This window comes from Calothrix sp. CBUCES-K 9914 (assembly GCF_059640475.1).
Map to the genome: position 1 here is coordinate 11,213 of NZ_JBXXZH010000114.1, position 17,606 is coordinate 28,818.

The 17,606-nt window shown below is 38.6% G+C and carries 21 protein-coding genes and 2 pseudogenes; 20 read left to right on the forward strand and 3 right to left on the reverse strand.

Annotation, left to right across the window (positions count from 1 at the left end):
• Positions 1-129 precede the first annotated feature (129 nt).
• The 7 genes from AC2JBO_RS23760 (at position 130) to AC2JBO_RS23790 (ending at position 5,205) form a co-directional block, all read left to right on the forward strand.
• On the forward strand, positions 130-1,536 hold the full coding sequence (locus tag AC2JBO_RS23760; protein WP_496956101.1) for an AAA family ATPase: 1,407 nt from the start codon (positions 130-132) through the stop codon (positions 1,534-1,536).
• Entirely contained in the window at positions 1,533-2,180 is a 648-nt protein-coding gene (locus tag AC2JBO_RS23765; RefSeq protein ID WP_496956102.1) for a retron system putative HNH endonuclease, read from the forward strand. The genes AC2JBO_RS23760 and AC2JBO_RS23765 overlap by 4 nt, the downstream gene beginning before the upstream one ends.
• Positions 2,181-2,217: 37 nt before the next feature.
• Complete coding sequence (locus tag AC2JBO_RS23770; protein ID WP_496956103.1) at positions 2,218-2,532, forward strand: antibiotic biosynthesis monooxygenase family protein; 315 nt, start codon at positions 2,218-2,220, stop codon at positions 2,530-2,532.
• Positions 2,533-2,668: 136 nt separating this feature from the next.
• On the forward strand, positions 2,669-2,821 hold the full coding sequence (locus AC2JBO_RS23775) for a hypothetical protein (RefSeq protein WP_496956104.1): 153 nt from the start codon (positions 2,669-2,671) through the stop codon (positions 2,819-2,821).
• 156 nt (positions 2,822-2,977) lie between these two features.
• Positions 2,978-3,211, forward strand: a complete 234-nt coding sequence (locus tag AC2JBO_RS23780; protein WP_496956105.1) for a hypothetical protein — start codon at positions 2,978-2,980, stop codon at positions 3,209-3,211.
• 200 nt (positions 3,212-3,411) lie between these two features.
• The gene (locus AC2JBO_RS23785; RefSeq protein WP_496956106.1) at positions 3,412-4,053 is read left to right on the forward strand and encodes a restriction endonuclease subunit R; all 642 of its coding nucleotides are present in this window, start codon (positions 3,412-3,414) and stop codon (positions 4,051-4,053) included.
• 384 nt (positions 4,054-4,437) lie between these two features.
• Positions 4,438-5,205 carry a superoxide dismutase gene (locus AC2JBO_RS23790; protein ID WP_496956107.1) on the forward strand — a complete coding sequence of 256 codons (768 nt, stop codon included), beginning with the start codon at positions 4,438-4,440 and terminating at the stop codon, positions 5,203-5,205.
• Positions 5,206-5,371: 166 nt separating this feature from the next.
• Here the strand turns inward: AC2JBO_RS23790 and AC2JBO_RS23795 are convergent, their stop codons facing one another.
• Complete coding sequence (locus AC2JBO_RS23795) at positions 5,372-5,728, reverse strand: hypothetical protein (RefSeq protein ID WP_127082419.1); 357 nt, start codon at positions 5,726-5,728, stop codon at positions 5,372-5,374.
• 270 nt (positions 5,729-5,998) lie between these two features.
• Between AC2JBO_RS23795 and AC2JBO_RS23800 the strand changes: the two genes are divergently transcribed.
• From AC2JBO_RS23800 to AC2JBO_RS23850, 11 genes and pseudogenes are all read left to right on the forward strand, one after another.
• Positions 5,999-6,901 carry an AraC family transcriptional regulator gene (locus AC2JBO_RS23800; protein WP_496956108.1) on the forward strand — a complete coding sequence of 301 codons (903 nt, stop codon included), beginning with the start codon at positions 5,999-6,001 and terminating at the stop codon, positions 6,899-6,901.
• A gap of 357 nt (positions 6,902-7,258) precedes the next feature.
• Positions 7,259-7,909, forward strand: coding sequence for an antibiotic biosynthesis monooxygenase family protein (locus AC2JBO_RS23805; RefSeq protein WP_496956109.1), 651 nt, complete (start codon positions 7,259-7,261; stop codon positions 7,907-7,909).
• Positions 7,910-7,951: 42 nt separating this feature from the next.
• Entirely contained in the window at positions 7,952-8,401 is a 450-nt protein-coding gene (locus AC2JBO_RS23810; RefSeq protein ID WP_496956110.1) for a hypothetical protein, read from the forward strand.
• Positions 8,388-8,525 (forward strand): hypothetical protein, encoded by a 138-nt coding sequence (locus tag AC2JBO_RS23815; protein ID WP_496956111.1) that lies wholly within the window; start codon positions 8,388-8,390, stop codon positions 8,523-8,525. Before AC2JBO_RS23810 ends, AC2JBO_RS23815 begins: the two co-directional genes overlap by 14 nt.
• Positions 8,526-9,053: 528 nt before the next feature.
• Positions 9,054-9,281, forward strand: a complete 228-nt coding sequence (locus tag AC2JBO_RS23820; protein WP_496956112.1) for a hypothetical protein — start codon at positions 9,054-9,056, stop codon at positions 9,279-9,281.
• 60 nt (positions 9,282-9,341) lie between these two features.
• Positions 9,342-9,977, forward strand: a complete 636-nt coding sequence (locus tag AC2JBO_RS23825) for a thioredoxin family protein (RefSeq protein ID WP_496956113.1) — start codon at positions 9,342-9,344, stop codon at positions 9,975-9,977.
• A 9-nt stretch (positions 9,978-9,986) separates the two neighbouring features.
• Positions 9,987-10,676, forward strand: coding sequence for a cytochrome c biogenesis CcdA family protein (locus AC2JBO_RS23830; protein ID WP_496956114.1), 690 nt, complete (start codon positions 9,987-9,989; stop codon positions 10,674-10,676).
• Between the two features lie 78 nt (positions 10,677-10,754).
• Positions 10,755-11,357 carry a cytochrome b/b6 domain-containing protein gene (locus AC2JBO_RS23835; RefSeq protein WP_496956115.1) on the forward strand — a complete coding sequence of 201 codons (603 nt, stop codon included), beginning with the start codon at positions 10,755-10,757 and terminating at the stop codon, positions 11,355-11,357.
• 33 nt (positions 11,358-11,390) lie between these two features.
• Positions 11,391-12,107: pseudogene (locus AC2JBO_RS23840) on the forward strand (molybdopterin-dependent oxidoreductase).
• Between the two features lie 39 nt (positions 12,108-12,146).
• Entirely contained in the window at positions 12,147-12,695 is a 549-nt protein-coding gene (locus AC2JBO_RS23845) for a LysR family transcriptional regulator substrate-binding protein (RefSeq protein ID WP_496956120.1), read from the forward strand.
• A gap of 247 nt (positions 12,696-12,942) precedes the next feature.
• Positions 12,943-13,149, forward strand: coding sequence for a hypothetical protein (locus tag AC2JBO_RS23850; protein ID WP_496956116.1), 207 nt, complete (start codon positions 12,943-12,945; stop codon positions 13,147-13,149).
• Between the two features lie 63 nt (positions 13,150-13,212).
• Here the strand turns inward: AC2JBO_RS23850 and AC2JBO_RS23855 are convergent, their stop codons facing one another.
• The gene (locus AC2JBO_RS23855; protein WP_496956117.1) at positions 13,213-14,589 is read right to left on the reverse strand and encodes a dihydrolipoyl dehydrogenase family protein; all 1,377 of its coding nucleotides are present in this window, start codon (positions 14,587-14,589) and stop codon (positions 13,213-13,215) included.
• A 397-nt stretch (positions 14,590-14,986) separates the two neighbouring features.
• Positions 14,987-15,481 carry a peptide-methionine (R)-S-oxide reductase MsrB gene (gene msrB, locus AC2JBO_RS23860; RefSeq protein ID WP_496956118.1) on the reverse strand — a complete coding sequence of 165 codons (495 nt, stop codon included), beginning with the start codon at positions 15,479-15,481 and terminating at the stop codon, positions 14,987-14,989.
• 1,163 nt (positions 15,482-16,644) lie between these two features.
• On the opposite strand from msrB, the pseudogene AC2JBO_RS23865 reads away from it, so the two are divergent.
• Together AC2JBO_RS23865 and AC2JBO_RS23870 are read left to right on the forward strand one after the other, a co-directional pair.
• A pseudogene (locus AC2JBO_RS23865) lies at positions 16,645-17,302 on the forward strand (MotA/TolQ/ExbB proton channel family protein).
• Positions 17,280-17,558 (forward strand): ExbD/TolR family protein, encoded by a 279-nt coding sequence (locus tag AC2JBO_RS23870; protein WP_496956119.1) that lies wholly within the window; start codon positions 17,280-17,282, stop codon positions 17,556-17,558. Before AC2JBO_RS23865 ends, AC2JBO_RS23870 begins: the two are co-directional and overlap by 23 nt.
• Positions 17,559-17,606: the final 48 nt, after the last annotated feature.

The window sequence follows — 17,606 nt, forward strand, 5'->3', positions numbered from 1 at the left end:
CGTAACGCATACCATATAATTCTTCCCAACGGTGCCAACAAAAGTTTGAAAACATTCTAATATAGAAGTGACAGGTATCAGTACTGTTTGTTTAAATTTGTATCTTTTATATAGTTATATATACTTAGCATGAAAATCAGGCGCTTGACAATTCAGAATTTCCGTGGTTTAAGCGATTTAACGTTTGATTTTAATTCCAATGAGCCAACGATTCTAATTGGTGTTAACGGTGTAGGTAAGTCGAGTATTCTTGATTGTTTGACTATTTTATTATCGCAGTTTACTGGCAGGTTACAAGATTCTTTAGCAATGCGTTTTTTCGATGAACAGGATATTATGAAGGGGCGCTCCTCATTAGAATGTAGTATTACTGTATCTGTTGATGACGCGCGCGAAATTACTTGGTCACTACAAAAAGAACGTGTTTCCTCTGTTCGCGATGTTAGAAGTACAGGAATGAAACGTTTGGAGGCTATCAAGTCTATATTATATGATGTTAATGATGAACAACTGCAAGCGTTAAGTCAGAAACGTGGTGATTTAACTAAAGCAATTCAAGCTGTAACTGTTGCGCTTGATATGATGGATGAAGGTAATAATCAAATGTTGCCTAGTTTACAAGCTTATACAGATGAGTTAGTTACAAAGCTATCTACAGAAAACGTTAATTTACCTATTGCTGTATCTTACCCTGTTAACCGCGCAGTTCTAGAAATGCCGCTCGAAATAAATCAAGATAGTAATATATTTGCTCAAGTTAATGCATATGACCAAGCGTTAACTGGAGGAAGAATAGACTTTAAAGGATTTTTTGAATGGTTCAGAAACCGTGAAGACCTTGAAAACGAACTGCGACGTGACCAACCTAACTACCGAGATCAACAGTTAGAAGCTGCACGCAACGCAATTTCTTCGTTACAACCTGATTTTAGCAACTTGCGCGTGATTCGTTCGTCTTTACAAATGCTAGTTCAGAAAAATGGTAATGAACTTATCGTTAACCAACTTTCGGACGGAGAAAAATGTCTGTTAGCTTTGGTTGGGGACTTAGCAAGACGACTCGCAACCGCAAACCCTTATTTAGACAACCCACTTACAGGTAGTGGTATTGTGCTAATAGATGAAATTGAACTGCATCTGCATCCCAAATGGCAACGTGAAATTATTCCCGGACTCACACGGACTTTTCCCAACTGCCAATTTATTGTTTCTACCCATTCCCCACAAATAGTCAGTCACGTTAAACCCGATAACATCTATGTTGTTATTGCAACACCAGATGGAGTTGTGCTTGAACAACCGGAAAGTTCCTTTGGTCGTGATAGTAATCAAATATTGGAAGATTTGATGGATGTTTCCGAACGTCCACAGCAAATTAAAAACGGTTTGAGCGATTTATTCAAATTAATTGAACAGGGTCATCTCGATACTGCAAAACAATTGCGTCAAAATCTTGCAAGTGAAATTGGTGAAGATGACCCCGAATTTGTACGTGCTGATGTACTTATCCGACGTAAGGAAATTTTAAATCGATGAAACATATTCAAAAGAATCAAGAACCACGCAGCTTAACTGAGTGGAATCAAAGGCTGGGTGGTAGAATCAAAGATTGGAAATCGTTTACTAAATCAGTTAAAAGCGATGTTTACGAATCTTTGCTCAAAGAACAAGGATTTATTTGTGCTTACTGTAGTCGTCCAATTATCCGTACTAATTGCCATATTGAACACTTTCGTCCTAAAAGTGTTTATAAGAATCTGACTTTTGAATACACAAACTTGATTGCATCTTGTCAAGGTGAAGACGAGAGAAAACCCCGAACACCTGTACACTGTGGACATAAAAAAGGCGCCTGGTATGATGAGGAGTTAATGGTATCTCCGTTAGACTCTAACTGTGAGACTTACTTCAAATATTCTGGGTCAGGACAAATTACACCTGTGGATGGAACAAAGCAAGATGCTGCTCAAACGACTATAAATAAGCTTGCACTTGATATAGATAAATTGAGGAGACTACGTAGAACAGCTATTGATACTGCACTTCAGGTAGGTGAAGGGTTAGAGGATACAGAAATACAGCAGCTTATTCAAGGGTTTCAAAAACCTGATAACACCGGGCGCCTGACTCCGTTTTGTGATGTAATTGTCTATATATTACAGCAATATTTTGTGCTATAAAAGAGGTGCCTGTGCAACTTAGTTGGGGATATGATGTATGATTCTAGAAGCGGTAATGCTGCAAGTAAAAACTGGAATGGAAGATAAGTTTGAATCAGCATTCAAACAAGCATCTAAGATTATATCACTATGTGATGGATATTTATCTCATGAACTTCACCGCTGTATGGAAGTCAAAGGTAAATATCTATTACTTGTAAAATGGGAAACCTTAGAATCACACACTTCTGGTTTTCGAGAGTCCCCCAAATACCAACAGTGGAAAAAAATATTACACCACTTCTACGACCCCTTCCCCACTGTAGAACATTTTCAACTCGTAGAAAGTAAAACCAAAAATCCAGACTATTAGCAACGGATTATAACTGGCAACGGATACAACGGATGTAACGGATAATTTTAGTAGTGTTCAAGTCAGTTTATATATGAAATCAAGATATCAATGATTTTTGCATGGAATAGGCGCCTGTGAAACTTGATGTGGAAAAATGCTTGAACTGTTAACTAAACTGCCTGCTCATAGAGACGAAACTTGGCCAGACGGTATTTATCTTTGGGGAGAGGTACTTTTGACTCTTGTTGTTGCTATTGACAGATTAAAGCGTATTCCCGAAACACTTTGGCCCTTGAATTTTGGGTAAAGGCTTAACTCAAAAGCAAGCTGTTGAAGATGTGGTAGCTTTGCCAAAAGGTAATGCCAAACGTTCCAAGATTTTATCATTACTTTACACTTGGAAGCTTAATATAATATAGGAATAAGCCCAGAGAATGATAATGAAGATAGAGAAGAATTACTTATGAACTTATCCCAAGCTTACTTAGAGTGGGAACAGGAAACCGTAGAGCGCGGTAAGGAGCTAGGGCAACGCTCTGTTGTGGAAAACTTGCTCTTGTTTCGCTTTGGTTCGTTAGACCCAGAGTTAGAAGCAATTATTCCGTCCATCTTAGCATTATCTCCATCTGAATTTACCCCTGTGTTAATGCAATTATCTCGCGAGGAATTAATTATCAGATTCGCCACGTCAAATTAAAAAAACACTATTTCTTATGTTTAGGGTAAGTAGAAATACTTTTACCCTTATTTTTTATAAATTTTTGTTACACCTGGATGATTTGAGAGCTTTAAAAGTTCATTTTTTGAATTTTTAATTGCTTTTACAATGTGTATGTACCTAATTTGATATAATATCTTTGATTAAAAGCAACTTAAATACACTTAAGAGGTGTTAAGATGGTAACAGTAATTCAATCTGAAAAAGTCAAGTTATACGATTTAGAGAAAAAGTTTAATCTCAAGCTTGCAAATTCTCCACAGTGGTTTAATGAATGGCAACAGGACTTACCAGAGCTTACAGACTACGAAAAGCAGGAATTAGATAGAGTAAAAGCAAGTTATTTAAACTTAGTTAAACGTCCTATGCTTGAAAACATGGTCAAGATGGCAGTATTGTCACCTTTATTAAGTTGTGCAGGCTTTTACTTAGAACCATTTTATACAGACAGTGAGGAATCAGTTGAAATTACTGCCCAAGATGGAGAAGTCACTATTCGAGGGAAAATCGATGTTTTAGTATTACAAGATGAATTATGGGTTCTTGTTATTGAGTCTAAACAAGCAGGATTTTCTTTAGAAGTAGGCATCCCGCAAGCTTTATCATATATGCTAGCTAGTTTAAAAAGTAATAAAAATCTACTTGGTTTAGTCACAAACGGTGGTAGTTTTATTTTTATCAAATTAATTCAGCAAGAAACGCCAATTTATGCTTTATCCGATGAATTTACCATTAGACGCGGTAATGACTTATATACTGTCTTAAGAATTTTAAAACGTATAAGCCAATTGTTTACGGCACCGTCGATAATTAGTGAATAATGTGTACAGAGGTCTTGAATTGTAAGTTTCATTGCTTCAATTATCACATTTAAAGGGCACCATAATTTAGGTGCCCTTTAATTTGTTCGCATCTATCTAAAGACGTAAGCTGATAAAACTTCAAGTTAATGGTAAAAACTACACTGTAGATAAATATTAGGTAAATTTTAATACTAGTTATTGATGATTTTTTTGGGAATTAATCTAAATTAGCTGGGATAAACAGACTTTACTTGTATAATTTTAGATTGGTATTGAATTTATCATGATTACATTTTATACCATAAGAATGATTTTAATTGTCGTTGAAAAGAATTACATTGAATACTCGTATGATTATTGATAAACAATATTACATTTGTCAATGACTAGGGTATATATCCAATGATTTCAATTTTCAGAAAACCAGCAACTTTGTTTTTTGTAGCAATACTTCTGGTTGTAACTGTTTGTCTACCAAAACAACTTGCTGCGGCGCCTGCACCAGTATCCCAAGAAATGGCAGTACAATCTGTACAAGGGTTGTCTGCTAACCCTGCACAGCTACCTCCACTACCATACGCTTATGATGCACTTGAAAAAGCAATTGATGCAGAAACGATGAAACTGCACCACGATAAGCATCATAAAACATATGTTGATAATTTGAATAATGCCTTGAAGAAGCATCCAGAACTACAAGGTAAAACTATAGAAGCAATGCTACGTGACCTAAACAGTGTCCCCGAAGATATTCGTAACACCATACGTAACAACGGTGGTGGTCATCTTAACCATTCTATGTTCTGGCAAATTATGAGTCCTAAAGGGGGAGGTCAACCAACTGGTAATATTGCCCAAGAAATTAACAAAGCTTTCGGTAGCTTTGATAACTTTAAAACACAGTTTAATGCTGCTGGTGGACAACGTTTTGGCAGTGGATGGGTTTGGTTAGTACGTGACACACAAGGTCAACTCAAAATTGCTAATACTCCAAACCAGGATAGTCCTATCACAGATGGTTTGTATCCAATTATGGGTAATGATGTTTGGGAACATGCTTACTACTTAAAATACCAAAACCGTCGTGCAGACTATTTAGCGAATTGGTGGAATGTTGTAAATTGGGATGAGGTGAACAAACGCGCGCAAGCTTCGAGTTCACAAGCATAGTTCACAAAATATAAAATTGACAACCAGTGGTTGTCAAATGAGCGGCGCCTGTATCAAAGTTATGGGATTTCAGGCGATTTCAGTATTTATATTGAGTAAAAGTCGCCTTTATATTTTTGGCTATGGTATAAAAAAGCAGGAGTGGTGCCACTCCTGCTGATTTAAATTACTTTTCTAATACTTGTCGAATGCGTCGTTCGAGTAAGTCTAGGTCTAAGCTACCTTCGTCACGACTGATGCGTCTAACTGTTGAGTTTACATTATTTAAATCGACGAGTAAATCTTGAAGGATTTCTTGCTGTTGTCTTGCTTGGGTAACTTCGCGCGGTTCTTGCACTAAGTCACGTACTATCGTATCTTCTGCTCTTGAAGCAATTATGGGGTCATCGTCACCTTCTAAGTATACAAACGTCCGGCGCCCTGGACCTCGGTCTTCTTCAATAGGTACTACTGCTGTCACTTGGTCGGAACGCACATATTTACCAAACCCAAGATGGACTAATACTGAAGACTGTATTTTCATATCTATACAAAGTTTTTTACTTCTTATAATACTATTTTAATGTCTTAGTAAAAGAGTTGGGAGTTTTATATAGAGCGGGTTTTACTCCGTTTTTAGTAGTGATTTACTATTGCTGTTTTTAGAATGCGTACTCTGTGTTTTTAATATTTTACGAGGATATATTAGGTTGCGTGCGTGATTTAAATGGAATTTTGATTGAAATCACTAGCCCAATATAAAAAATCGATAAAGTCAAGCTAAAATATACTTGTTGTTCATCTAGCGCGCATTATGCTTAAGAAGGATGAACTGCCAATTGTCAATTTGGCTGAACAGCCTAACCCCGTTTTGAAACATCATCCTATCCTTTCAAGCGAGAAGTCGTCTTGGGATGGCATGTTTTTTGCCCATTATCATCATCCCGCTCATGAAAGTCCAGAGCATCAGTGGATTCAGCATCTTATAGGCATTACAAGTATCGAACATTCGTTTGAGTCAAAGCATTGTTTAAATAGTCAGCTTCAAACAAATTATTGTAAACCTAATGAGATACTGCTTATTCCTGCTGGAGTCAGTTATTCAGGTATCTGGCACGAAGCGGGGGAATTCTCTTTGTTGGGTTTGTCTGCCAAGTCATTTGAATCCATAGCATACAAATCTTTTCAAGTCAAGCAAATTGAACTCATTCCACAGTTAGCTTTAATTGATCCATTTATTCAGCAGGTTGGACTTGCGCTCAAAAACGATGTAAAAACAGGACATCCAGCTGGTAAATTATTTGGTGAATCCTTAACAACTGCACTAATCGTCCACTTACTCAAAAATTATTCAGTATGGTTACCAAAACTGACAGCCGATATAAACAGTGGTTTATCTAAATCCCAATTAAAAAAAGTTTTGGATTATATTAACGACCACCTTGGTCAAGATACAACTTTGTCAGACATTGCAGAAGTACTGAATATAAGTCAGTATCATTTTTGTCGTTTATTTAAACAATCAATGGGTCTTGCTCCACACCAGTATGTTACTCAGTGTCGTGTTGAGCGAGCCAAACAGTTGTTGCTTAAGAGTAAGTTAACAATTACAGAAATTGCTTTTGAAGTCGGCTTTAACAGTCATAGTTCATTTACCAGACTTTTTCATAAGTCTGTTGGTGTAACACCTAAGATATTTAGAAATTCACAATTATAATAATACGTTCATCAATTTTCGTAGAGACGCGATTAAATTGCGTCTCTACAAGGTTTCGGGCATTATAAATGTACTTCATGTACCTGACATTTACTGTATAAACAAGACTTTAGCAAGATTTGCACAGTTTGAGCAAAACTAGTCAAGCTTTCATCTTTGGGTATCGCTACACTCTACGTATTGCTGCATTGAGGTAATGGTTTGCATTGCGATGTGTGCTATGAACCTCAATGTGTTGTCAATACTGCTCGGTTAAGCTTTTTTCGGCATTATAAACAACGATATTATAAGGGTTTCAGCCTACGTTATCTCCTTAACCGAGCAGTATTGAATGTGTTGTAGTTTGGAGGAATACTAATGACGACTATTGATGTAAGTAGCGATGCTGTGACTTTTATAAATGTTTTTACAGTCGAACCAGCTAAACAACAAGCACTAATAGATAGATTAAAGCTTCATGCAGACAAGTTGGTAAGTAAGCAACTCGGTTTTATCTCAGCTAAAGCCTATCGTAGTTTAGATGGTACTAGGGTAGTTAACTATGTGCATTGGACCAGTGTTGAAGCGAGTAGAGCAATACATAAAAATCCAGATATTTCTGGTGCTTTTGCTAGCTATCAAGAGCTTGGTGTGAATATGGATTTGCGTTACTACGAGGTTGCATCAGCACGAGAACAACCAACCATAACTCAAGCACGCAGCAATACCATCACCCAAATTGATGTAATACATGTAGCATTAGAGAATCAACAGCTGCTGCTAGAAAAATTAATGCATGTTATTGCTCCCAAAATGTTACAAGCAGCAGGTAATCTTTCAACAGTGTGGCTTCGTAGTATTGATGGTATTCGGATTGTTAATTACTCACAGTGGAGTAACCAGGATAATTATGATGTTTCGGTTAAAAACATTGATTGGACTGTTGGCGCCAAAGATTTAATTGAGCGAGTCGATTTTCATTTTTATGAACTTAACTTTATTGTAAATGCACAGGCTGTATTAATTTGATTTCCAGGGTAAGTAAAGCAAAGAGAAATTTTAGGATTTGTTATGAAGAAAATTCTAGTTATAGTTTTAAGAGTTGTAATGGGTTTGTTTTTCATTATTGCTGGGTTGGATGGCTTCTTAAATTTCTTGCCACCCTTTCCTATGACAGAACGCGCTTCTGCTTTTACGACTGCTCTTCAAGATTCTGGCTTTCTATGGCAGTTGATGAAAGCTACTCAGTTAGTTTCTGGTGGATTTTTAAGCGCAAATGTGTATATTCCTTTAGCGCTTATCTTGCTTGCTCCTATTATTGCTGTCATATTTTGTATGCATTTATTTATCAACCCTGAAGGATTGCCAATTGGAACCTTTCTGGTTGTTCTAGAACTCGTGCTTGCTTGGTTTTATCAAGACTACTTTCAATCAATTGTAGTACGATACACCCAAAAAGTTGCCATTACCTACACGTTTAGCTTCTATCGAAAGACTTGGCCCAGAAATGGCTGTTATTAGACGTACACTCAAGTTTGGTGGTGCTATTCCATTTAAGTACACTATTAACGGAAAACAATTTGATCAAAAACAGGTAAATTTTCGTGGGCGCCTAGGTACGCTAGAAATCTGGGAAATCGAATAGTTATAATTAAAAGTATTAGGTGTTTATTCCTGCATATAGCGCTTCCTATTCTAATGAAGTACATAAGGGCGGGCAGGAATGTCCGCTCCACAAGAAATTTACTATTTAAATCTGTACCTCATGTGATTAAGAACCGCTATAACTACCAATACTGCTCGGTTAAGCTTTTTTTCGCGTGATAGACAACGGAATATCAAGGGTTTCAGCCTACTTTATATCCTTAACCGAGCAGTATTGCTATAACTACTTATATCTGAGAAAATGCTGAGTTGAAGCTGAATTTTTTTAAAGTATAAATTTATAAAGATTATGTTTGTCTCTCAGAAAATTTTAAGCAAAGAATGAAATACTTGAATCAATTGGATAATTCTAAATAAAAAGTAATGAATGAAACCTGCTTTAAAAGAAATAAGTGTTGATAAGCATTACTTTTCTCACAGTTTGGGATACTCCCATTAAAGTGAATCTGTTTATAATTTTATATACAAATTCATGCACAAACAATTATTTAAAGGAAGAAAAAAGACCATGAACTCAAGAATACTTTGTTTAATTGCTGGCTTGGCGTTAACTGTTGGTCTTAGTGCTTGTTCTGGCACAAAAGCAAGCAATAATCAGATTTCTCCTGAAGTCTCTCCTGCTATGAGTAAGGATAAAGCTGGCGACGCTATGAGTAAGGATAAAGCTGGCGATGCTATGAGTAAGGATAAAGCTGGCGACGCTATGAAAGCATCACCCTCACCCAGCAAACCTTAATAGCTAGTTTCAACTCCGTGTATTTCCTCACACACCCTAAACTCTATTCCGTAAAGTTTAATGAATAAAAACCTGTTTCAACGGCGCCAGTTACTTTTTTACTTTGGGATGGGAGTTTTAGGAGTCACTGCAACCAAAATAGCTTTGCCACAATTCAGAAAAGTGAATAGCTTTTCCCCAGATGCTGCTAACCCTAACAATATAGAAGCAACCACAATGCCAAAGAAAGCGGAAGCCCTTAGCATCGCATCCCAGCCAGACAAAGGTAAAAATTTGATACCATTTCAAGGTATTAGCGAGTGGCTCAATTCTGCTCCTCTGACTATAGCCGATCTAAAAGGCAGTGTTGTACTGGTGCAGTTTTGGACTTTTGCGTGTATTAATTGTCAGCGTACACTACCATACATTACTAAATGGCATCATTCGTATGCAGCCCAAGGACTCAAAGTAATTGGGGTTCATACAGCAGAATTTGCCTTTGAGCGAGATATTAACAACATAAAAAAGGCACTACAGCAGCATAAAATTACTTACCCAGTTGCCGTTGATAACGAATTCAAAACCTGGAATGCTTACGAAAATCAATACTGGCCGCACTTATTTCTTTTTGACCGTCAAGGTGTATTGCACTACGACCATATTGGGGAAGGCGCCTACGAAAAAACAGAGCAGATTATTCGCCAGCTACTAGGTTAAAAAGGATTTATGGTAGCTTCGATATCAGTAGGGCTTGCCTTATTATCCGGATTTTTAACCGTACTTTCACCCTGTATTTTACCTGTTTTACCTGTTTTACTCGGGCGCTCGCTTCAATCTCATCGATTTGGACCAGTCGCGTTAGTATTCGGATTAATTAGTGGGTTTGCTGTGGCAGGTAGTTTGCTTGGGGTGACAGCAAGCTGGCTGACTGGACTGACTAACATTTTACGTCAGGTGGCGATTGCATTGCTTTTATTTTTAGGATTACTGGCAATTTTTCCTACCTGGAGTTACCGATTTTTCAGCTACTTCCCCATTTATAAATGGACTAAAGAACCCGTCAGAATAGGACTTTGGGGAGAATTTTTGCTTGGCGCCCAGCTAGGACTGTTGTGGACTCCCTGTGCTGGACCTGTTTTGGGAGGAATTTTAGTATTAGCAGCAGTTAAGCATCAAGTTGCTTCTTCCTTTGGGCTGCTGGTTACTTATGGAGTCGGAGCTGCTTTACCCCTGTTGGCTATTGCATTTGGTGGTCGGGTAATGAGTCGGCAATTACTTCAGCTACGGGAGCGTAGTGCAGCATTGCAGCGTGTGGGTGGTGTAATAATTGTAGCAACAGCAATTGCGATTATTCTGGGATGGGATGTCCAAGTACAGCTTTGGCTTGCTCCTCTTTTTCCAAATCTAGCGTTATGACCTCAAACAATCAAAATCCATTCATGTACGTAGCAAAATCCAAAATCCATTCATATACGCAGTAAAATCCAAAATCGAATGACCTTATCACATTCTAAACGCAAAAGCCCCTCAACTCCAAACCAGACTTTCTTAGCAAAAATCTTTCACTGGGTTAATATTATTAGCTTGGTCTTAATGATTACTAGCGGGCTGCAAATCTATAATGCAAACCCAATGTTTGGTGGACGTGAGGGTTGGCACTTTCCTGACTTTTTATTACTTGGAGGTTGGCTAGCAGGTGGTAGAGACTGGCATTTTGCTGCTATGTGGCTCTTTTCCTTGAACTTGCTGTGGTATGGATTCTATATTTTTCTTACCCGCCGTTTTTCTCGTCGCTTTGCAAGTAGCAGTGACTTGAAAGCATTACAAGTAAGTCAAAACTCAAAACTAAAAAACTACGCATGGCATCGGTTAATTTACACTGCTATTATCCCAGTATTGCTGCTAGCAATATTAAGTGGTCTTGCCATGTACAAACCTGCTCAACTATATTGGATTTCTGGACTTTTTGGTAGTTGGCAGACTTTACGCACCGTCCACTTTTTAACCGTTCCCACAGTTTTACTATTTACATTAATTCACTCATTACTTGCCTTAAAAGTGGGAAGTTTCCGTTTAATTAAGTCTATGTTTATTTAAAAGTTACAAGTATTTATCAATCCAAAATAGTCTATGAGTTTAATTCTTCCCAAACATACCCTATCTCGCCGCCAGTTATTGCAATTATCTGGATTTTCTGGAATAGGTTTAGTTTTAGGTGGCTGTAGTTCTAGTTTATTTTCAAATACCGTAGGGCAAATATCTGAGCCATTGAACCAAAGCTTTGAAGCACTTTTACTAAGTCAGAAACCTGTACCGGAATTTCCCAAAAGCGCGATTGAACCACAGCAACTGTTAATTAACAGCTTTGACTTTACCCCTAATATTGACCCAGTGCAGTTTCGTCTAACAATTGATGGTGAGGTTAACAAACCGATGCAATTGAGCATGACGGATATCCAAAAACTTCCTTTGACTTCGATGGTAATTCGTCATATCTGCGTTGAAGGGTGGTCAGCTATCGTTCAGTGGGCAGGTGTGCGATTGCGGGATTTAGTAGCAATGACGCAACCAAAGTCAAGTGTCCGCTATGTATATTTTAAATCTGCTGATGGCTATTACTCTAGCTGGGATATCGCTTCTGCTGTACATCCCCAAACACTTATGGCTTATCAGAAGAATGGAGAACCATTATCAACTGATAATGGCGCCCCCCTACGGTTAGCATCGCCAATTAAACTTGGCTACAAGCAAAGTAAATAGGTAACTCAGATTAAGCTGGTTAACGATTTGCTGCCTATTAAAGGTTACTGGGAAGACCAGGGCTATGAGTGGTTTGCCGGTTTGTAATCTAAGCAAAGGTAGAATATTGCTAGTCTCGCGGGTCTAATTAGTGCGTTTCAAGCTCAATATCCAAATGTACTAATTGAATTGTTAGATGGCGCCGTTGGAGAACTGCGGAAGTGGTTAGAACAAGGTGAGATAGATTTAGGCATCACTGTATTAAATAATTCTCTTGACACAAAAACATCATTGGCATTGTTCCAGCAACGGCGATCTTTGGCAGTATCAGCCAATCATCCGTTTGCTCAACGGGGAACGGTACGGTTAATGGAGCTTGAGGGACAACCGTATATTGACCGTATCCACTGTGAACTTTGGGGAGAAACACGGCAGTTATTTGAGTCGAAAGCCCTTCAACCGCACATTGTTTATCGTGCTGACCGTGAAGAGTGGGTTATTTCGCTGATTGCCGCCGGATTGGGAGTTGCGATTATGCCGGAGTGGCAAGATATTCCTGGCATCACCTACATACCTATTTCTGATTTACCTTTGCACCGTACAGTTAGCTTAGTGTGGCGAACTAACTACAAATCGGAGGTAATTAACAATTTTTCTGCGTTTGCTGCCAGCCATAATTGGTTAGAACACAATTAAAAAGGTAGCAATACGTGATGCACAACGTAATAAGCGACACCTATACTGAGAAAAACAGCACTTAGTTTTTAACTTTTCCTCAATTGTTTCTCAGCGAAATCTCAGCAAAGGGACTAATACTAATAAATAACGGAGGAAAGAGATTCCACCAACACTAAAAGTGGCTGAATCTACTTTGTACTAACAAATACTATTTCAACTATCATCTTTTTGTTGTTCAAATATTAATTTCTAAGGAGTCAAAAATATGAATCTCAAAACAATCGTGACCACTGCTGCTTTAACAGGTTTAGTTACTATTGGTGGTGCTTCCCTCAGTATAATCAATCCTCATTCAAATGAGGCATTTGCAAAAGAAGCCAAAGTTATGACCGCACAAGCATCACCTTCGGAAATGAAAGATGTAACTGGTTTAACTTCTTCTCAAAAAATCGAAATGTTGAAGGGTCAGTAGACCTTTTTCACGAAGTAGAAACCGCCAGAGAAAATAAAGACAGTCAGTTAATGTAGCTTCTTATTACATGTTGGGGCAGGTAGGCATATTGTCTCCAACTAATAGTCTCGCAAGACTGGGCAATGCTTCACCGTAGGTTGGATGAATATGAACCGATTGTTCGAGTACCTGCCATGTTGCTCCCGCTTCCATCAGCGACAAAAAGACATGAACTAGTTCAGCCGTTTCATATCCAACTAGTGTTGCACCTAAAATCAAGTTCGTGTCCGTGTCGATCACCATGCGATAAAAGCCCAGATCGTGTCCCCACTCAATGCTACGTGCGATATGAGCCATCGGTAACGTGACTTCGCGCGCGGTGATGCCCTGTTTTTGAGCTTGCTCTAGGGTCATGCCCACCCGACCCACTTGCGGTTCTGTGTAAACGGCATAGCCGAGAACTCGATCGTGGCGCGTCCGGTGTTCGCCACATAGAATCGCTTTCAATCGGCGATAATCTTCCCAGGCAACATGAGTAAAAGCAGGTTGCTTGGCTACATCCCCAATGGCATAAACACCAGCGCAGGTGGTTTGGAACTGATCATTGATTTTAACAAAGCCTTGTGCGTCCAATTCAACACCTGTTGCAGCACAATTCAATGCCTGAGTATTTGGGTTGCGTCCGATAGCAATCAGCAATGCTTCACCTTCAATTGTCTCACTGTTATTGAGCGTTAGGGTAAACACGCCGTTGGCATAAGCTACTTGCCGAACAGTCGTGTTGAAATGCAGCCCAATTCCATCTTGCCGAAACGCCTCATTCAACACAGCACTTACATCAGACTCTTCTTGAGCCAGCAAGCGATCGCCACGCACAATCAATTCGGTTTGGCTTCCTAATCGCGCCATTCCCTGTCCTAGCTCTAATGCAATATAGCCACCCCCTATCACGAGTAAACGTGGCGGGATTTGCTGTAGATCAAAGAAATTTCGGTTTGTTAAATAAGGCGTTCCCCCTAAACCGGGAAAATCAGGAAGGGTAGAAGATGTTCCGGTGTTGATAATAACGATTGGAGCTTGGACTGCCACACCACCCCCTGTTACGGTTCGCTCTCCAGTGAAAACGGCTTCAGCACACACAACTTTCACTCCAGCACCTTCTAGGCGCCGTTTAACACCTTGGTTAAATTGACTACGAATTGCGCGCGTGCGCTCCATCACTACAGAAAAATCGACTCTCAACTGCGCGTGTACCCCTAGCTTTGAGGCTTGTCGAGCGCGACCGGCACTATGAGCGGCGGCTAAAAATGCTTTAGACGGAGTACAACCATAGTTCACACAACTGCCACCCAATGCATCACGCTCAAACAGAACGACCTTCCGCCCCGATGATGCAAAGTCAGCTGCAAATGGAACTCCGCCCTGACCGCTACCAATCACAATCACATCTGCTGTTTCCATTGTTACCTCTGTAGATAAGTGAGCAATTGTATCCCCTAAAGGCTTTATTCGCCTATGCCAAAACTAAAGAAATCTTTGCATTTTTGTCAAGGAGCAGCAACTCTAAGTTTGAAAAATTAAGGTATTTTTTATGTAAACATTAGTACTACAAAGAATACTATTAATTTTGCGTGCAATTGAATCCTACAAGCTATCAAATATAGATAGCAACTAGCAGGTTAACGAACCGACCATAGCACTGGTAACTGTCATGGGGTCGTCAAATTTCTCCTGCTTGTTTTTATCAGTGTCGATCATCATAAAAATATATTTTGGATGTGTAGAAATCATTGGCAGAAATCTATGTTTATTGTGGATGTTGAAAATCAGTATTAACACGTTGGTGTATTCCGCTAAGTCATGCTTCTGTAAACTTCATTGCCACTCCATTCATACAATAACGCTTACCCGTAGGAAGAGGACCATCATCAAACACATGACCCAAATGTCCACCGCAGCGACGACAATGTACTTCAACCCTGGTCATAAACAAAGAGTTATCTACAGTTGTAGCAATCGCTCCATCAACAGGTTGATAAAAACTTGGCCATCCTGTATGACTGTTGAATTTGGTATTGGATGTAAAAAGTGGTAATTTGCAGGCAGCACAAGCATAAGTACCTTTACTATATTGTTTGTCAAGAGGACTACTACCAGGGGCTTCAGTTCCATGTTTACGCAACACGCTAAACTGTTCGGCTGTTAAAATTTGGCGCCATTCTTCATTAGTTTTGGTGATTTCAAACTTATTCTTTGCAGTTCTCATAACTTTTGACCTTCCTGTAAAATAGTGCGATAACCATGCTGTGCCAACCATTGCTGCACTAGCTTGTAAAAAATACCGTTTTTTCATAGTTCCTGTTGTCTAACAATGTTAGCAACTAGTATGAAATGTTATCCTTAAATCACCCTGATAAAATCATTAAAATTTTCTAATAATATGTTTTAAAGGATAAATTTTATCGCAATTTAGAGCAAATTTAGCCATTTTTTAAAAATATGATTGTAGCTCTCCTCTTCTCCTTACATCTAAAGTCGTACAATGAAAAGAGCCGCCAAAAGGAACAAAGTCCATGAATGAACAGGGTATTGGCTCAAACCCCTCAAACTAGTGTGAGCGCCAAAGCCTTGGTGTTTCTATAATCTCATTTCCAATCACTAAAAAGCCATCTCTTGGACAAGCGGTACAAAAGCCTTTTGATTTTCAATACGGTGTTTTGTATTGAACAGAAAAATTTGTTAAATCTGGTTGTGTAACGATAACACTTTCGGATTTGAGAATATCAATAAACTCATCTAAAGCTTTTTGGGCACGTTTAACAAGAAAGCTTGGGTATCGATTTTCTGCAAACAGACGGAAATTCTCCTTTGAAAAAACGTAAAAAGATTGTTAATAAAATTGACTTTAATCTTAAAAAATTTGTCTAGTTCGATTTTAGATTTATTATGAACAATAGTATTAATGGTGCGTGAAAGCACCCTACCCAATGCGCGTTGGCGCCTCAAAATGCTTAAGTCAGTGACATTCGACTATAGAGTTGGGTTGAGTTCGACATGATGCACTTGGTAAAAGTGTGGTAACTTTACCATCTCATGTCTCTTAACCCTTTTTATTAAATTCCCTGATTTTACTGGGTTTTTCAGACTTTTGTCAGGCAGTCAGGTTCAAAGCTGATTCAGTTTAATGATAATATTATCATGAAGGCTACTCATAGGTAATCGTGAACAATTGAATATTCCTAAATATTCTCCGTAATGTTTGGATTCTAGGCTTTGTTAGTCTATTAATAAATATTACTATCAAGATGATTCAATAAAAGCCCCTATTTCTTATTTATACTCTGATGAGGGCACATTTTTTATTGGGACAAAGTAAATAGCTTGCTGTAGCTAGATACCTAATCTAAGGTAATCTGAAGCATTAAAAAATGTTGACAATAATTTTCAGTTGTGTATTGCAAGTGAACTGATGGTCTGAGATAATAAGTTGTGAATCTTTTTCTGGAGAGACATTAAATGGAAATAAAGAATTTTATTGCCGAAGGCGGACCGATAATGGTTCCACTGTTGATATGCAGCATTATTGCAATCGGACTAATTGTAGAACGCGGTCGGTTTTGGTATCGTATATATCGTCGTCAACCTCGGTTTGTGGGTAGTGTATTAAATTTTTATCGTCAGAATGATGTAGTAAGTACAATCGAAGCGCTAAAGCAAAACGTTGATTTACCTATTGCTCGAATTTTTTTTAGCTGCGTTTCAATTAAACAGACCCTCTCCAGATAATTTTCGTTTAGCGCTTGAAAGTGAAGCTCACGCTGAAATTCGCAGATTCAAACGGTTTAATGGCATTTTGGAAACCATCGTTGGTCTTGCACCTCTGCTGGGTTTACTTGGTACAATCATTGGTCTAATTACTACTTTCGCGGGTGTTAATTTGGGCGATATCGGTGGAACCAAAATAACTCAAGTTACCGGGGGTATAAGTGAAGCGTTGATTGCGACTGCTACCGGGATGGTAGTGGCGATAATTGCATTGGTTCCAACTAATCTGTTTCGAGGATTTGTTGAAGACCAAATTTCAGAAGTTCAAGAATATGGTGGACAGTTGGAACTTATTTATCGGATTCATTACGAACAAGGAGAGAAAGATGTGCTTAAATCAAGAATCTAGAAGACATGTAGACGTGAATGTTATTCCTTTAATTGATGTAATGTTCGCATTACTGACATTCTTTGTTATTTCCACATTATTTTTAACGCGGTCGCAAGGTTTACCTGTTAATCTACCTAAAGCCTCGACTGCAAAAACAGAACGTCCTGCACAAGTAACGGTAACACTCAATTCCAAAGGAGAAATGTTTTTTAACAAAGAACCGATTAAAATCGAGGTTTTAGAAACTGCTATAAAAGCAAAGGTGGAGGAATGAGGAGTGAGTTGGACTTTTATCAAATCCAGCTAGTTGAGATGGTAGAAA

What these genes read in the sequence shown, in the direction of transcription:
- AC2JBO_RS23835 (WP_496956115.1), top strand. Translation starts at nt 10,755, where the DNA reads ATGACCTTATCACATTCTAAACGCAAAAGCCCCTCAACTCCAAACCAG.
- AC2JBO_RS23820 (WP_496956112.1), top strand. Translation starts at nt 9,054, where the DNA reads ATGAACTCAAGAATACTTTGTTTAATTGCTGGCTTGGCGTTAACTGTT.
- AC2JBO_RS23800 (WP_496956108.1), top strand. Translation starts at nt 5,999, where the DNA reads ATGCTTAAGAAGGATGAACTGCCAATTGTCAATTTGGCTGAACAGCCT.
- AC2JBO_RS23775 (WP_496956104.1), top strand. Translation starts at nt 2,669, where the DNA reads ATGCTTGAACTGTTAACTAAACTGCCTGCTCATAGAGACGAAACTTGG.
- AC2JBO_RS23850 (WP_496956116.1), top strand. Translation starts at nt 12,943, where the DNA reads ATGAATCTCAAAACAATCGTGACCACTGCTGCTTTAACAGGTTTAGTT.
- AC2JBO_RS23855 (WP_496956117.1), bottom strand. Translation starts at nt 14,589, where the DNA reads ATGGAAACAGCAGATGTGATTGTGATTGGTAGCGGTCAGGGCGGAGTT.
- AC2JBO_RS23765 (WP_496956102.1), top strand. Translation starts at nt 1,533, where the DNA reads ATGAAACATATTCAAAAGAATCAAGAACCACGCAGCTTAACTGAGTGG.
- AC2JBO_RS23795 (WP_127082419.1), bottom strand. Translation starts at nt 5,728, where the DNA reads ATGAAAATACAGTCTTCAGTATTAGTCCATCTTGGGTTTGGTAAATAT.
- AC2JBO_RS23870 (WP_496956119.1), top strand. Translation starts at nt 17,280, where the DNA reads ATGTGCTTAAATCAAGAATCTAGAAGACATGTAGACGTGAATGTTATT.
- AC2JBO_RS23815 (WP_496956111.1), top strand. Translation starts at nt 8,388, where the DNA reads ATGGCTGTTATTAGACGTACACTCAAGTTTGGTGGTGCTATTCCATTT.
- msrB (WP_496956118.1), bottom strand. Translation starts at nt 15,481, where the DNA reads ATGAAAAAACGGTATTTTTTACAAGCTAGTGCAGCAATGGTTGGCACA.
- AC2JBO_RS23825 (WP_496956113.1), top strand. Translation starts at nt 9,342, where the DNA reads ATGAATAAAAACCTGTTTCAACGGCGCCAGTTACTTTTTTACTTTGGG.
- AC2JBO_RS23790 (WP_496956107.1), top strand. Translation starts at nt 4,438, where the DNA reads ATGATTTCAATTTTCAGAAAACCAGCAACTTTGTTTTTTGTAGCAATA.
- AC2JBO_RS23770 (WP_496956103.1), top strand. Translation starts at nt 2,218, where the DNA reads ATGATTCTAGAAGCGGTAATGCTGCAAGTAAAAACTGGAATGGAAGAT.
- AC2JBO_RS23760 (WP_496956101.1), top strand. Translation starts at nt 130, where the DNA reads ATGAAAATCAGGCGCTTGACAATTCAGAATTTCCGTGGTTTAAGCGAT.
- AC2JBO_RS23785 (WP_496956106.1), top strand. Translation starts at nt 3,412, where the DNA reads ATGGTAACAGTAATTCAATCTGAAAAAGTCAAGTTATACGATTTAGAG.
- AC2JBO_RS23780 (WP_496956105.1), top strand. Translation starts at nt 2,978, where the DNA reads ATGAACTTATCCCAAGCTTACTTAGAGTGGGAACAGGAAACCGTAGAG.
- AC2JBO_RS23805 (WP_496956109.1), top strand. Translation starts at nt 7,259, where the DNA reads ATGACGACTATTGATGTAAGTAGCGATGCTGTGACTTTTATAAATGTT.
- AC2JBO_RS23830 (WP_496956114.1), top strand. Translation starts at nt 9,987, where the DNA reads ATGGTAGCTTCGATATCAGTAGGGCTTGCCTTATTATCCGGATTTTTA.
- AC2JBO_RS23810 (WP_496956110.1), top strand. Translation starts at nt 7,952, where the DNA reads ATGAAGAAAATTCTAGTTATAGTTTTAAGAGTTGTAATGGGTTTGTTT.